The organism is Rhizobium rhizoryzae, assembly GCF_011046895.1.
Taxonomy (GTDB): Bacteria; Pseudomonadota; Alphaproteobacteria; order Rhizobiales; family Rhizobiaceae; genus Neorhizobium; species Neorhizobium rhizoryzae.
The window spans coordinates 2,418,574-2,432,856 of sequence record NZ_CP049250.1 but is presented as its reverse complement, the minus strand read 5'-3'; the positions used below and the strand labels follow the sequence as shown (position 1 = coordinate 2,432,856).

11 protein-coding genes and 1 pseudogene are annotated in these 14,283 nt (G+C 57.2%); 4 read left to right on the top strand and 8 right to left on the bottom strand.

Features of this window, described 5'->3' with window-relative positions:
• Nucleotides 1-113: 113 nt before the first annotated feature.
• Both G6N80_RS17560 and G6N80_RS17555 read right to left on the bottom strand, forming a co-directional pair.
• A complete protein-coding gene (locus G6N80_RS17560) occupies nucleotides 114-1,292 on the bottom strand; it encodes an MFS transporter (RefSeq protein WP_165135662.1) in 1,179 nt (392 codons plus the stop codon).
• A gap of 189 nt (nucleotides 1,293-1,481) precedes the next feature.
• Nucleotides 1,482-2,300, bottom strand: a complete 819-nt coding sequence (locus tag G6N80_RS17555) for a UDP-2,3-diacylglucosamine diphosphatase (protein ID WP_425503894.1) — start codon at nucleotides 2,298-2,300, stop codon at nucleotides 1,482-1,484.
• 215 nt (nucleotides 2,301-2,515) lie between these two features.
• Here G6N80_RS17555 and G6N80_RS17550 point away from each other — a divergent pair, with 215 nt between their 5' ends.
• Both G6N80_RS17550 and G6N80_RS17545 read left to right on the top strand, forming a co-directional pair.
• Nucleotides 2,516-4,843: an NADP-dependent malic enzyme gene (locus tag G6N80_RS17550; RefSeq protein ID WP_165137161.1), complete on the top strand. Its 2,328-nt coding sequence runs from the start codon at nucleotides 2,516-2,518 to the stop codon at nucleotides 4,841-4,843.
• A gap of 91 nt (nucleotides 4,844-4,934) precedes the next feature.
• A complete protein-coding gene (locus G6N80_RS17545) occupies nucleotides 4,935-5,609 on the top strand; it encodes a hypothetical protein (RefSeq protein WP_062554290.1) in 675 nt (224 codons plus the stop codon).
• A gap of 15 nt (nucleotides 5,610-5,624) precedes the next feature.
• Here G6N80_RS17545 and bluB read toward each other — a convergent pair whose 3' ends face one another.
• The 3 genes from bluB to G6N80_RS17530 all read right to left on the bottom strand — a co-directional run bounded on the left by bluB (nucleotide 5,625) and on the right by G6N80_RS17530 (nucleotide 9,800).
• A complete protein-coding gene (gene bluB / locus G6N80_RS17540; RefSeq protein WP_165137158.1) occupies nucleotides 5,625-6,287 on the bottom strand; it encodes a 5,6-dimethylbenzimidazole synthase in 663 nt (220 codons plus the stop codon).
• 129 nt (nucleotides 6,288-6,416) lie between these two features.
• Nucleotides 6,417-8,090, bottom strand: a complete 1,674-nt coding sequence (locus G6N80_RS17535; RefSeq protein ID WP_165135656.1) for an NAD+ synthase — start codon at nucleotides 8,088-8,090, stop codon at nucleotides 6,417-6,419.
• A 336-nt stretch (nucleotides 8,091-8,426) separates the two neighbouring features.
• The gene (locus tag G6N80_RS17530) at nucleotides 8,427-9,800 is read right to left on the bottom strand and encodes a class II 3-deoxy-7-phosphoheptulonate synthase (protein WP_062554287.1); all 1,374 of its coding nucleotides are present in this window, start codon (nucleotides 9,798-9,800) and stop codon (nucleotides 8,427-8,429) included.
• 333 nt (nucleotides 9,801-10,133) lie between these two features.
• Here G6N80_RS17530 and G6N80_RS23585 point away from each other — a divergent pair.
• Both G6N80_RS23585 and G6N80_RS17525 read left to right on the top strand, forming a co-directional pair.
• Nucleotides 10,134-10,259: pseudogene (locus G6N80_RS23585) on the top strand (TadE/TadG family type IV pilus assembly protein); the annotation flags it as partial.
• Complete coding sequence (locus G6N80_RS17525) at nucleotides 10,260-11,429, top strand: 3'-5' exonuclease family protein (RefSeq protein WP_246251431.1); 1,170 nt, start codon at nucleotides 10,260-10,262, stop codon at nucleotides 11,427-11,429.
• Between the two features lie 70 nt (nucleotides 11,430-11,499).
• Here G6N80_RS17525 and gor read toward each other — a convergent pair whose 3' ends face one another.
• The 3 genes from gor to rpiA all read right to left on the bottom strand — a co-directional run bounded on the left by gor (nucleotide 11,500) and on the right by rpiA (nucleotide 14,283).
• Complete coding sequence (gor, locus tag G6N80_RS17520) at nucleotides 11,500-12,894, bottom strand: glutathione-disulfide reductase (protein WP_062554285.1); 1,395 nt, start codon at nucleotides 12,892-12,894, stop codon at nucleotides 11,500-11,502.
• 118 nt (nucleotides 12,895-13,012) lie between these two features.
• On the bottom strand, nucleotides 13,013-13,570 hold the full coding sequence (locus tag G6N80_RS17515; protein ID WP_062554284.1) for a DUF2059 domain-containing protein: 558 nt from the start codon (nucleotides 13,568-13,570) through the stop codon (nucleotides 13,013-13,015).
• 17 nt (nucleotides 13,571-13,587) lie between these two features.
• Nucleotides 13,588-14,283 (bottom strand): ribose-5-phosphate isomerase RpiA, encoded by a 696-nt coding sequence (rpiA, locus tag G6N80_RS17510; protein ID WP_062554283.1) that lies wholly within the window; start codon nucleotides 14,281-14,283, stop codon nucleotides 13,588-13,590.

The following is a 14,283-nucleotide window of genomic DNA, read 5'->3' as shown; positions in this document are numbered from 1 at the left end:
AGCCTGTGAAATGCCATGGCATCCGATCCCGAAATCACCCTTCAGTAACCCTAAAGCCACAGAACAATTTCAGGTTAGGCCATCAATAGTCTGCAACTTCGACCATCATCCATCTAATGTCGCCACCCTTGACGTGAAACGGTCCATGTAATCAACAAGCCGAAAGCTGCCACCGCAGACATGACGTAGTAGGAATTCTGCCCGAGCGAATGATAGATCAAGCCTGACAGGAAGGTAGATGCAGCCAGGAAGGCGCCATTGTAGAAGAAGAACGTGCCTTGAATGGAGGATTCCTGACTTTCGTGCACTACCTCGACGATCTTCTGCTGCATTCCGAAATGAAGAAACGCGAAACTCAGCGCATGGCTGCACTGTAGCAGGACAGAGGCTTCAAAGCTCAAGGGGGTTGCAAACAGCGACCAGCGAATCACGGCGGCCACTGACCCGATCAGGATGAGACTGACCGCTGAAACATGCCGGACAATCCGTCCCGCGCAGAAAAAGAACAGAATCTCGGCAATGACGCCGGATGCCCAAAGAATGCCGATCTCCTGACCGCTGAAGCCTATGCCCTGCCAGTAAATTCCAGAGAAGGCGTAATACATTCCATGTGTGGACTGCACGATCGTACAGCCTATCATGAGCAGGTTGAGACTTGAACGAAACGGCAAGCGGGCCACCTGCCGCATACCGGTCGGATCAGCCGTCGGCGCTCTCATCGCTCTTCCCAGGCGCGGCGCCATCAGGGCAGCACACAGTGTCAGGAGATAGGTCAGCGCTGTCGCTTCCGGAACAATCCGGCTGGAGAGATGCGAGATCGCCCAACCGGCGATCAGGGTCGAAACCACAAAACCGATCGATCCCCAGACACGAATGGTACCGTAACGATATCCCCAGCGGCGAACGCCCATAACGGTAATCGATTCGAGAACCGGCATGAACGGAGCAAAAGCTGCGCCCTGCAGGCTGAAGATGATGAGAACCGTCCAGAAGCCACCGGCCCAGATCAGAAGCACGGCGGTCACCAGGGAAAACACCGCAGAAACGATGAGGACCAGAACACGCTCCGACATACGGTCTGCGAGGGCGCCCGCAAGGGGCGCGGAGACAAGCCGAAGGATGATCGGAACTGTCAAAATGACGCCGATCTCGAATTCGTTCAGGGATAGCGACTTCAGCCACGCCGGAAAGAAAGGTAGCAGGATACCGTTCACGCTCATCGCTGCCGCATAGGCAAAGGCGCAACGCATGGCAAAGCCCGAAGGTGCGGAAGGAACGGCAGTCTCGGCCACAGCGGGCTCCGGCGATTCTCGAATTCAGAGATCGCCTCTCTTAAAGAAATTTCGGATGTTTGACAGCCCCGGCTGCAGTGGTTTGGGCAGCCAGACCGGCAATTCTGATAAAGCCTCGGCAATGTTGCGCAACGGCAATAGAAGCTGCGCAGGCACGGGCAGCATGCAGGCCTGTTTATGGGTCCTGCCCTATGCTGCCTGCATGTCCTCACGCTGGTCCTTAGGCATGGGCAGCGCCTTGATATCGGCGGTCACGGCAATCTTTTGCCAGGAGATCAGCTCGAGTGTGCCATCCATATGCTCCGCAATGGCCGTGCAGCTCTCCACCCAATCGCCCGTATTGATGTAGCGAATGTCGCCGATATCCTCCATCGTGGCGTGATGAATGTGACCGCAGATGACGCCGTCCACGTTGTTGCGGCGCGCCTCCTCGGCAACGACGTTCTGGAACTCGCCGATGAAATTGACGGCCTGCTTTACCTGCAGCTTGGCCCAGGCGGAAAACGACCAATAAGGCAGATGCAGCTTGCGGCGAATGGCCGCCAGAACCACGTTGATTGCGATAGCCGCATCATAGGCCCAATCGCCCAGATAGGCGAGCAGTCGGATGTTGCGCACCACGACATCGAACTCGTCGCCATGAAGAACCAGATACTTCTTGCCGTCCGCCGCTTCGTGGATCATGCGCTCGGCCACCTCGATGCCGCCGAAGTGAACGCCGGGGAAGGAGCGGAGAAACTCATCGTGATTGCCGGGAATGTAGACAATACGCGTTCCCTTGCGCGCTTTGCGCAAGAGCTTCTGGACGACATCGTTGCAGCCCTGCGGCCAGTACCAGTTACGCTTCAGGCGCCAGCCATCAACAATATCGCCGACAAGAACCAGCGTTTCCGCTTCATGGTACCGCAGGAAGTCGAGAAGAAAGTCGGTCCGCGCCGCCTTCGATCCCAGGTGGATATCCGAGATGAAAAGCGTTCTGAAGTGTCTGGTTTCCGTCGTCACAGTCACGAGATCTTCCTTTCGTCGCACCGCCCCCATGACATTCAGAAATCAGAGTCATTTATCAGGAAGATGACAGGTGACCGGGATAACGGATTTTGCAGTCTCTCAACTGCCGTGAGATGTGCCCTTGAGTAAGTGATACCCAAGAATTCAGTACTGTTCCCAGGCACGGATTGTTGTAAGAGACCACGAAGCACATGATGAAACGGAAGGAGCTGGCGATGGAGCAGCAGGGCAAGGATCAATCGGCGAAAGCAGCCCCACAGGCGGATCTTGATGAACAGGCATTGTTCTTCCACCGCTATCCGCGCCCCGGAAAGCTTGAAATCCAGCCGACAAAGCCTCTGGGCAACCAGCGCGATCTGGCTCTCGCCTATTCGCCGGGCGTTGCCGCTCCGTGCCTTGCGATTCGCGACAATCCGGAAGCCGCTGCCGACTACACTGCCCGCGCCAATCTGGTAGCGGTCGTTTCCAACGGGACCGCTGTTCTTGGCCTCGGCAATATTGGTCCCCTCGCCTCCAAGCCAGTGATGGAAGGCAAGGCCGTCCTCTTCAAGAAATTTGCTGCCATCGATGTTTTCGATATCGAGATCGCTGCCGAAACGGTCGACAGCATGGTCTCCACGATTGCCGCTCTGGAGCCCACCTTCGGCGGCATCAACCTTGAAGACATCAAGGCGCCGGAATGTTTCGAGGTGGAGCGCCAGCTTCGCGAAAAGATGAATATTCCGGTGTTCCATGATGACCAGCATGGTACGGCCATCATCGTCGCCGCAGCTATCCTCAACGGTCTGGAACTGGCCGGAAAGAACATCGAGAACGTCAAGATCGTCACTTCGGGCGCTGGCGCCGCTGCCCTGGCCTGCCTGAACTTGCTGGTATCGCTGGGCGCGAAACGCGAAAACATATGGGTCCATGACATCGAAGGTCTGGTCTATGATGGCCGCAACGTTCTGATGGACCCGTGGAAGGAAATCTACGCCCAGAAGAGCGACAAGCGTCTGCTGGCCGAAAGCATCGGCGGTGCGGACGTTTTCCTCGGCCTCTCCGCCGCGGGTGTCCTGAAGCCGGAACTGCTGGAGCAGATGGCCGAAAAGCCGCTCATCATGGCTCTGGCAAACCCGACCCCGGAAATCATGCCGGAACTTGCGCGCGCTGCCCGTCCGGACGCGATGATCTGTACTGGTCGTTCCGATTTCCCGAACCAGGTCAACAACGTCCTCTGCTTCCCCTACATCTTCCGCGGTGCGCTGGATTGCGGTGCAACGACCATCAACGAAGAAATGAAGATGGCGGCGGTCAAGGCGATTGCCGGTCTGGCACGCGAAGAAATTTCCGATGTCGCCGCACGCGCCTATGCTGATGAGACGCCGGTATTCGGACCAAACTACCTTATCCCCTCGCCCTTCGACCCGCGCCTGATCCTGCGCATTGCGCCGGCAGTGGCAAAGGCTGCGGCAGAGAGCGGCGTCGCGGCCCGCCCGATCGCTGACTTCGATCACTACCTGGATCAGTTGAGCCGTTTTGTCTGGCGCTCCGGCTTCGTCATGAAGCCGATCTTCACCAGTGCGCGCGCTGCAGAAAAGAAGCGCGTGATCTTCTCCGAAGGCGAGGACGAGCGCGTGCTGCGTGCGGCGCAGGTGCTGCTTGAAGAAAAGACCGGCGTACCGGTTCTCATCGGTCGCCCATCGGTCATCGAGGCACGTCTGCAGCGTTTCGGCATTCGCATCAGGCCAAACGTAGACTTCGAGGTGGTCAACCCCGAGGATGATCCGCGCTACCGCGACTATGTCGATGAATATCTCTCGCTTGTCGGTCGTGCTGGCATCAACCCGGAAACGGCCCGCACCATTGTGCGTACGAACAACACCGTAATCGGCGCGCTTGCCGTCAAGCGTAGCGATGCGGATGCCCTGATCTGCGGCGTCGAAGGCGGCTTTGACCGTCACCTGCGTGATGTCAGCCAGATCATCGGCAAGCGGAAGGGCGTCTGCGCCTTCTCCAGCTTGAGCCTTCTGATCACGCAGAAGGGCCCGGTCTTCTTCACGGATACCTTCGTGAACGACAACCCGACGCATGAGGAGATTGCCGAGATCACCATTCTGGCGGCTCAGGAAATCCGCCGCTTCGGCATCGTGCCAAAGGCAGCCCTGCTGTCGCATTCCAACTTCGGCAGCCGTGATTCAGAAAGCGCACGCAAGATGCGCGCAGCACTGGAGATCATCCGCCAGCGTGCTCCCGACCTCGAAGTCGATGGTGAGATGCAGGCAGGTTCTGCCCTGTCGGAAAGTTTGCGCAAGCGCGCCATGCCCAACAGCGACCTTTCGGGCGAAGCGAATCTTCTCGTGTTTCCGAACCTCGATTCGTCGAACATCTCGCTGGGCCTTGTTCGCACCATGATGGACGCCCTGCATGTGGGGCCAATCCTTCTGGGTGCGGCCCAGCCGGCGCATATCCTGTCCACCTCGGTCACGTCCCGCGGTGTCGTCAACATGGCGGCGCTGGCAGTCGTGGAGGCATCCCATACGGATTTCGCCGCGATCTCTTAAGCCTCACACAGGCCGTTTATGATAATTTAAACCCGGAGGCCGGAAACTGCCTCCGGGTTTTCGTTTGTGTCGAAGCAGGGAAGCATCGTTCATGCCTCATCGCCAGCTATTCGCGGCTATTGTCCTGTGTCTGCCAGCAGTCGCATCTGCAGCGGATAATGCGGCACGTTGCGTGGCTCTCGGCAAGGAACTGTCAGGTGCGACGACTGTCATTGGCAGCACGCAGACGGCCAATTCCCACGCAAAGGCTTTGAGCGACATCACCGCAGCATCCCGCGAAATTCGCGGCGAAATGCAGCGACTTCGTTGCGGCACCGGCAGCATCGTCACCTTCGGGCGAAACGACCCCTGTCGGGATCTGGAGCAGCAACTTGCCGATACGGAGCGAGACAGGCAGGCCGTCCTTGCCTCTCGTACGGCACAGGGAAAGCTGGTGAATTCTCTCGGCAGGGATCCAGAGGTCATCCGCAAGGAAATGCTGCAGCTCAAATGCGGCGAGATCGACTATGCCAACGTGCCGGCCTCGATCAATCCCGATGCTCCGGGCGCAGCCTCATCGTCCATTCAGCGGACGGATACGCAGAAACCGGGTTCCTCGGTCATCACGCTTGGCAAAATGCGCCCCTCCACGCCAAAGGATCTCTCTCCGGTCCCGCCGGTCAGGGAATGGAAACCGGATCAGCCGGTTCGCACGGTTGGCCCGCAATTCTATCCGGACAGTCAGGACGCGGAGTTGAACCGGCCCGGCATAGAGCCGACTCAGTAATAAGCGGCCTAGACGTTACGACCTCTCTCGCCAGCGCTCCTCGCAAATGAGCTGGTCGAGATCGAGCCTTTGCCGCCAGCCTTTCACCGCCAGTTCTGGCTCCTGATAGAGTTCGCGCACGTAACCCAGGCAAAGCCATGCCACGATCTGGATCCGCTCAGGAATTCCGAGCAGCGCGCGAACATCGTCATCCTGGAAAATGCTGACCCAGCCAACACCTACCCCTTCGGCTCGTGCGGCAAGCCAGAGGTTCTGAACGGCGCAGACGGTGGAATAGACGTCCATGCGCGGATTATGGGTACGCCCCAGCACCACCGGCCCGGCGCGGTCCGGGTCGCAGGTCACGATAATGGACAGCGGCGCCTTGCGTATGCCCTCAAGCTTGAGGCTCCGATAGAGATCTCGCTTCTCGTCGGCGAACATCGCCTCTGCTTCTGCATTCGCCTTGCTGAAGGCCTTCCAGGCTGCTTGCTTCGTTTCCTCTGACCGCACCAGGATGAAGCTCCAGGGCTGCATGAAACCGACGGAGGGCGCGGCATGGGCAGCTTTCAGCAAGCGACGGACCAGATCATCCGGCAGAGGATCACTCAAGAATTGGTCGCGCACGTCCCGGCGCGTGTGAATGGCTCGGTATACGGCCTCCCGGGCGTCGGCTGCAAAGGCTTCACCATCGACCATACAGTCTCGCACGCCGACATACCTCTCAATTTCACATCGATGGCCGGAACAAACGGGAAGCCTTTCAGCCTGAAGACGCAGCCAGCGTCGACGGACAGAGAGAAAGACGAGATCAAGCTCCGCCCTACCTCACCGATCGCGAAAACGGTTGGTGATGGGATAGCGGCGATCCCGGCCAAAATTCTTCTTCGTGATCTTTACGCCGGGCGCAGACTGACGACGCTTGTATTCCGCCAGATAGAGAAGATGTTCCACGCGATGTACGGTTGCAATGTCATGGCCGCGTGCCACGATCTGGTCGACCCCCATTTCGCCCTCGACAAGGCATTCGAGAATGTCGTCGAGCACGGGGTAAGGCGGCAGCGAATCCTGGTCCGTCTGGTTGGGGCGCAGCTCTGCCGAGGGTGCCTTGGACAGAATATTGGCGGGAATGACTTCGCCACCCGGACCGAGCGCCCCTTGCGGCACATTCTGATTGCGCCAGGCTGCCAGCGCATAGACCTGCATCTTGTACAGGTCCTTGATAGGGTTGAAGCCGCCGTTCATATCGCCGTAAAGCGTCGCATAGCCAACCGACATTTCGGACTTGTTGCCGGTTGTCACCACCATGGCCCCGAACTTGTTCGAAATCGCCATCAGAATGGTGCCACGCGTCCTGCTTTGCAGATTCTCTTCCGTGATACCTTCCTCGGTCCCCTCGAACATTTCCGAAAGCGCCGACAGAAAGCCTTCAACCGGCTCAGAGATCGGCACGATATCGTAATGCGCACCAAGCGCCTTCGCGCATTCTGCCGCATCCTTGAAGCTTTCTTCGGATGTGTAGCGGTAAGGCAGCATGACTGTGCGCACCCGGTCGCTTCCGAGTGCATCCACGGCAATCGCAGCGCAGACGGCAGAATCGATGCCGCCGGACATGCCGAGGACGACAGATTTGAACCCGTTCTTGTTCACGTAATCGCGGAAGCCCAGAAGGCAGGCGCGATAGTCCGCCTCTTCCCGCTCAGGAATGGTGACAACGGGTCCATTATTGCAACGCCATCCATCGTCGGAACGAACCCAATCCGTCGTCTCCAGTCCGGTTTCGAATTCTGCCATCTGGAAAGCAAGCGTCTTGTCAGCATTCAGACCGAAGCTCGCACCATCGAAAACCAGTTCGTCCTGACCGCCCAGCTGGTTGACGAAAATCAGCGGCAAACCGCTCTCGATAACCTGCTTCAGCGCCACTTGATGGCGAACTTCCACCTTGCCGCGATAATAGGGCGAGCCATTCGGCACGATGAGGATCTCGGCACCGCTTTCCGCCAGTGTTTCGCACACACCAAGATCGTTCCAGATCTCTTCGCAGATCGGAACACCGATGCGCACACCGCGGAAATTCACCGGTCCCGGCATCTCGCCTTCAACGAACACGCGCTTCTCGTCGAACTCGCCATAGTTCGGCAGATCGATCTTGTCGCGCAGCGCCAGAATCCGACCGTTATCGACGATGGCAACGGAATTGTGGCGTCCCTTGTCGCTCTGGCGCGGAAGGCCGATCACGAAGCCCGGTCCACCATCCTTGCTGTCCTCGACCAGGTCTTCCAGCGCCTTCCAGCATGCTTTCAAGAAAGCAGGCTTCAGCACCAGATCCTCCGGGGGGTAGCCGCTCAGAAAGAGTTCGGTGAAGACCACGATATGCGCCCCGCTCTTGGCGGCATCGCGCCTGGCCTGGCGGGCGAGAGCAAGGTTTCCCGCGACGTCACCGACTGTCGGATTCAGTTGAGCGAGCGCGATATGGAAAGTCGAAGCGATATCCTGAGTCATGCCCCTGATTTAGCGTGCAGGACAAAGCTCCGCAACGCGCATGAGACAAATTTCGTCGGTAAACTTCAGCCGAAGCGGATGCGGCCGATGTCAGAAAGTTGAGCAACTTTCTCCCAAAATTCTGCGTGCAAAGCTTTGCAATCCCTCAACCATTAATGAATTGGTAAGAACACAACTATAACCTGAGCTACATCAGCAAGCAGTAATAAACCTTGGGTGAAAGTGCCCTTCCACTTTGATCCAAGACATGAGGCTTTGCCAGCACAGCCTCACAAAGAGAAAGGCCGGTTCCCCCCACCGGCCTTTCCTTTTTTCAAGCTTTCCTGAGAGACAGGATCAGGCGTTAACCGCCAAACGCTTTTCCTCACGTCCCGACTTCATGCGCTCTGCCAGCAGGAATGCCAGTTCAAGCGCCTGATCGGCGTTGAGGCGCGGATCGCAATGCGTGTGGTAGCGATCCTGAAGATCGCCAGCCGATACGGCACGCGCGCCGCCAGTGCATTCGGTCACGTCCTTGCCGGTCATCTCGATGTGGATACCACCCGGATGCGAGCCTTCCGAACGATGGATCTGGAAGAAGCTTTCCACTTCTGACAAGACGCGGTCAAACGGACGTGTCTTGTAGTTGTTCAACGTGATTGTGTTGCCGTGCATTGGATCACAGGACCAGACCACCTTGCGGCCTTCCCGCTCGACGGCGCGAATGAGGCGCGGCAGATGCTCGGCAACCTTGTCGTAGCCGAAACGGCAGATGAGCGTCAGACGGCCTGCTTCATTGGTCGGGTTCAGGATATCGATCAACTGAAGCAAACCATCGGCAGTCATGGATGGACCACACTTCAAACCGATCGGATTTTTGATGCCGCGGCAGAACTCGACATGAGCGTGATCGGGCTGACGCGTACGGTCACCGATCCAGATCATGTGGCCGGACGTGGCATACCAGTCGCCGGACGTCGAATCGACGCGCGTCAATGCCTCTTCGTAGCCCAGCAGCAGCGCCTCGTGGCTGGTGAAGAAATCCGTTTCACGCAGCGCAGGATTGTTTTCCGACGTAATGCCGACGGCCTTCATGAAGTCCATCGTTTCGGAGATGCGATCCGCCAGCTTCTTGTAGCGCTCACCCTGCGGGCTATCCTTGACGAAACCCAGCATCCACTGATGAACGTTTTCGAGGTTCGCATAACCACCCATGGCAAAGGCACGCAAAAGGTTCAGCGTGGCTGCCGACTGGCGATAGGCCTTGAGCTGACGCTCAGGCGCGGGAATGCGCGCCTCCGGCGTGAACTCGATGCCATTGATGATATCGCCGCGGTAGGACGGAAGCTCAATGTCGCCCTGCTTCTCGAAGTTCGAGGAGCGCGGCTTTGCGAACTGGCCAGCAATACGACCAACCTTGACCACTGGCTGCTGCGCGCCAAAAGTCAGAACGACAGCCATCTGCAGGAAGGCGCGGAAGAAGTCGCGAATATTGTCTGCGCCATGCTCCAGGAAGCTTTCCGCGCAATCGCCGCCCTGCAACAGGAAGCCATTGCCTTCGGCAACATTGGCGAGAGACTTCTTGAGACGACGCGCCTCACCTGCAAAGACGAGTGGCGGGAACGTGGAAAGCTGGGCTTCCGTCGCCTTCAGCGCGTCCGCATCCGGATAATCCGGAACCTGCTGGATCGGTTTTTGCCGCCATGTGCTTGGTGTCCAGGTTTCTGCCATTGTCTTTCGTCCGTTTTGATTACGCAGTGCCTCATCGCACCTCGTTTGAAGTTGGCGGCTTATAAACCTTTGAGGCAGCCTTGCATAGAGCGGAAAGGCGCATGTCTGGCCTGTATCGGGACCAATAAGAGACCACCTCATGCACAGCAGAGACCGAACCAGGCAATGCCTGCCAACGCTGCCTACTTCATCGTTCCAAAATATAAGTCAGCTCCGATGTAAATTAAATCTAATATAAGTTAAGCTATGTTAAACCAATCTCGTTTCGAAGATAGCAATACATAGTACTATATGGATAGACAAAGCTAATATTTTCGCCGCCGAGACGATTTAATGAAAAAATTTCGACTAAACAACTACAGGGCGATCAAGTCGGACCAGCAAGGAAACTTCGGTGTCATGACTGCCCTCCTCATTGTACCGCTCATCGCTGCGGCCGGTCTGGCTGTCGATTTTGGCATGGCCGTGGATGAGCGAACCGCGCTGATGAATGCCGCCGATGCGGCGGCGGTAGGAGCCCTGTCGGAAAAATCGACATCCGTGGCGCAAGCCATGACCATGCCCGCGAACGGCGAAATCCAGTTAGGCAACGATGATGCCAGACGGCTTTTCCTGGCGCAGTTGCCACAGACACTTCGCGACCGTCTCAAATCCGTCAGCGTGAGTATAAAGCGTGAGAATTCGGAACTGACTTCCAATGTCAGCTTCACGGCAGCAATACCCACAGCCTTCATGGGCGTCATTGGCAAGGAGAGCATCGGGGTAAGCGGCGCGGCCAAGGCGACATACCAGACCAACGCCTTCATCGATTTCTTCATGCTGCTGGACAATACCCCTTCCATGGGTCTGGGCGCGACGAATGCGGATATCGCTAAGTTGGAAGCAAACTTCGGTTGCGCTTTTGCCTGTCACGCGACCGGAAAAGCCGAGGACAACACCTTACAGGCTGCCCGTAACCTGAGCGTAAAGCTGCGTATTGATGTTGTGCGTGATGCAACGAAGAAGCTCACGGAAGACGTCGACCTATACAAACTGGTAAACAATCAATACCGCATGGCGGTTTATTCATTTGGCACAAACGCGGATAATCTCGGACTGAAGGAAATTGCCAAATTGACATCCAACATGGACGATGTCGATAAAGCCGTAACCAATCTTGATTTGATGTCCACGGTAAAGAACAACTATAACGACAATACACTGACAGACTTTGCCAGCACTTTCGCGAGCATCAAGCCGGTGGTCGGCACAGTTGGCACGGGCAACAGTACGACTGATCGGCAAAAGGTAGTCTTTCTTGTTTCAGATGGCATGACCGATGCAGAAAAGGCGGTCTGCTCCGGCAGCCAGAAGGATGACCGCTGCATGGAACCTATAGATCCAGCTGCATGCAAGGACCTGAAAGACAAAGGCATCAAGGTCGCCGTCGTCTACACCACCTACATTCCATTGCCGGACGACAAATTTTGGGTGAACAGAATCAAGCCCTTTGATTCGCGTCTGCGCCCGAGCATGGAAGCTTGCGCAACACCCGGTTACTTTATTGAAGCATCTCCGAACGAAGACATCGGCAAAGCCATGCAGACCCTGTTCCGCAAGCTGATGAACTCCCCTCGCCTGACAACCTAAGTGCCATATTGGGAATATCGAAGCGCGAGCCCTGGCTCGCGCTTCCTAAAAATCAAGCAAAGCGAACGCATCAACCGTTGATGCGCTCTCCACCCTTCACGCGGTAGCTCGGCTTGTACATGGTCACAAGCTCTTCGGCAGCGGTCGGATGAACCGCCATGGTGCGGTCGAAGTCGTCCTTGGTCACGCCGGCTTTGAGCGAAATGCCCAGCAGCTGCGCCATTTCACCCGCGTCGTGCCCCAGGATATGCGCTCCGACCACCTTCCGATCTGCCGCATTGACCACGAGCTTCATGATCATCTTTTCGGCGCGTCCGGAAAGTGTTGCTTTCATCGGACGGAACTCCGCGCGATACACTTCGATTTCGTCGAAGCGTTTGCACGCCTCTTCTTCGGAAAGCCCGACCGTGCCGATTTCCGGCTGGGAAAACACGGCGGTCGCGATCAGATCATGGTCCGGTGCGGTCGGATTGTTCTTGAACTCGGTCTCGATGAAGCACATCGCTTCGTGAATGGCGACTGGAGTGAGCTGTACCCGATCCGTCACATCACCCAGCGCGAAGATATGCGGCACATTCGTGCGTGAATAGGCATCCACGACAATGGCGCCCCGCGCATCAATTTCGACACCTGCGTTTTCAAGACCGAGGCCAGCAGTGTTCGGATCACGGCCGAGTGCGAGCATGATCTGATCGGCAGAAACGCTGGCGCCCGCCTTGGTGCGCGCTGTCAGCCCGCCCGCCGGAGATTTCGTGACCTCTTCGATGACGTCTGTCAGCATGATACGGATGCCCTTGTCGACCATCGCCTTATGAAGGCCCTCACGCATGTCGCGATCGAAGCGGGACAGGATTTCCTTTCCGCGATAGATCAACGTCGTGTCAACACCAAGCCCATGGAAGATGTTGGCGAATTCGACAGCGATATAGCCACCGCCCGCGATCAGGATGGATTTCGGCAGCTCCTCCAGATGGAAGGCTTCGTTGGAGGTGATGCAGAATTCGGAGCCCGGCAGCGATGCGTGCGGGTTTGCCGTGCCGCCGGTTGCAATCACGATGCGTTCTGCCGTCACGGTCGTGTCCGTCTTGACGAGACGGATCGTATGGGCATCCACAAGTTCTGCACGCGTATCCAGAATTTCAGCCCCGGCATTTTCGAGCCCGCGACGATAAAGCCCTTCAAGGCGGGCAATTTCCTTGTCCTTGGCTTCAATGAGCGCTTGCCAGTTGAAGCTGCTTTCACCGACAGTCCAGCCATATCCGGCCGCATCTTCGAAGTGCTCATGATATTGGGAAGCATAGACGAATAGTTTCTTCGGCACGCAGCCGCGGATGACACATGTGCCGCCGAAACGGTATTCTTCCGCAATCGCCACCTTCTTGCCCATCGAGGCCGCAAGCCGTCCGGATCTTACACCACCTGACCCGCCGCCGATAACAAAGAGGTCGTAATCATAGCTGGTCATGTGAGGCTCCTGTGGATTGTCCGGCGAATGGGATTGGCACTTCATATAGTGTGCGATGGCACACAAGGAAAAGCCCGGCAGAACCGGGCTCATCTTATAAACATCTGGAAGCGGTAGATCAGGGCTTCGGAGCGTTGCCCGTTGCGTCTGCCGTCGGAGCCTTCACCTTGTTGGCATCCATCACGGTGCGCAGCTTGGCGGTGCTGTTGGCAGTCAGATCACGCGAAATGCCATTCGCCCAGATTTCTGCGGCGCGCATCGTTTCGCGCTGCACGAGCGGGAGCGTCTGAAGATATTTCTTGCCAACTGGCGAGGAGTAGAAAGAAGCGATCTGCTTCAGCTCATCAACCGTGAAGGACTTCGCGAAGGTCACCGCGACTTCTTTTTCCAGGTCGGCACGACGCGGAGCCAAAGCCAAGGCCTCCGCCTCGACAGTCTTTGAAATCTGCGTCTGGAAGTTCGGCGAAGCAACCGTGTATTCGTTCTTCAGGCGCTCGGCGAGATTCGGAAGAATGGCATCGAAACGATCCGTGGCATTCAGGGCTGCAATCGCATCCCGTGCCGCCTTCAGATGATCGGCAGGAATTTCCTGGGCGCTGACGGGGGCGCTCAGCGCTACACCGGAAAGAAGAATGGCGAGCGCGGCGGTACGGCCGAAAACCGCTTGTCTGATCATGTGTCAATGCTCCTGTCTTATTTCGCCTGCATCGTTCGCGCACCCGCCGGTCCGGCAATGATCGCAAACGATGCCATATTGATGAACAGCCCGTGCTCTACGACGCCGGGTATTGAATTCAGCTGGGTAGCCAATGCCTCTGCATCAGGAATACGGCCAAAAAAAGCATCGAGAATCAGGTGGCCGCCATCGGTCGTGAAGGCGCCATCGTCCGACTTTCTCAGCTTCAGATCGCCCGAAAGCCCAAGCTTGGAAGCCAGTTTCTCGATCGCAATGCGCGTTGTGGCGAGTCCAAACGGATTGACCTCGATCGGCAATGGAAATTTGCCGAGAGTTTCCACGACCTTGCTTTCATCCGCAATGACAATCATCCGGCTCGACGCAGACGCGACGATCTTTTCGCGCAACAAGGCGCCGCCGCCGCCCTTGACCAGACGCAGCGCGCCGTCGACTTCGTCGGCACCGTCAATGGTCAGATCCAGCTCGGGAAGTTCATCCAGGGATTTGAGTGGAACTCCAAGCTCCAGGCAGAGGCGCGCGGTTCGCTCCGATGTTGGTACACCCTGAACCCGCAGGCCGCCCGACACCTTTTCCGCAAGCAGTCGAACAAATTCTTCCGCCGTCGATCCGGTGCCGATTCCAAGACGCATCCCGTCTTCAACATGCTGGAGCGCAGCCTCGGCTGCCTTGATTTTCATTTCCCGGGCGTCCAT

What these genes read in the sequence shown, in the direction of transcription:
- G6N80_RS17545 (WP_062554290.1), top strand. Translation starts at nt 4,935, where the DNA reads ATGCCTCATCGCCAGCTATTCGCGGCTATTGTCCTGTGTCTGCCAGCA.
- G6N80_RS17525 (WP_246251431.1), top strand. Translation starts at nt 10,260, where the DNA reads ATGGCCGTGGATGAGCGAACCGCGCTGATGAATGCCGCCGATGCGGCG.
- bluB (WP_165137158.1), bottom strand. Translation starts at nt 6,287, where the DNA reads ATGGTCGATGGTGAAGCCTTTGCAGCCGACGCCCGGGAGGCCGTATAC.
- gor (WP_062554285.1), bottom strand. Translation starts at nt 12,894, where the DNA reads ATGACCAGCTATGATTACGACCTCTTTGTTATCGGCGGCGGGTCAGGT.
- G6N80_RS17535 (WP_165135656.1), bottom strand. Translation starts at nt 8,090, where the DNA reads ATGACTCAGGATATCGCTTCGACTTTCCATATCGCGCTCGCTCAACTG.
- G6N80_RS17530 (WP_062554287.1), bottom strand. Translation starts at nt 9,800, where the DNA reads ATGGCAGAAACCTGGACACCAAGCACATGGCGGCAAAAACCGATCCAG.
- rpiA (WP_062554283.1), bottom strand. Translation starts at nt 14,283, where the DNA reads ATGGACGCCCGGGAAATGAAAATCAAGGCAGCCGAGGCTGCGCTCCAG.
- G6N80_RS17550 (WP_165137161.1), top strand. Translation starts at nt 2,516, where the DNA reads ATGGAGCAGCAGGGCAAGGATCAATCGGCGAAAGCAGCCCCACAGGCG.
- G6N80_RS17515 (WP_062554284.1), bottom strand. Translation starts at nt 13,570, where the DNA reads ATGATCAGACAAGCGGTTTTCGGCCGTACCGCCGCGCTCGCCATTCTT.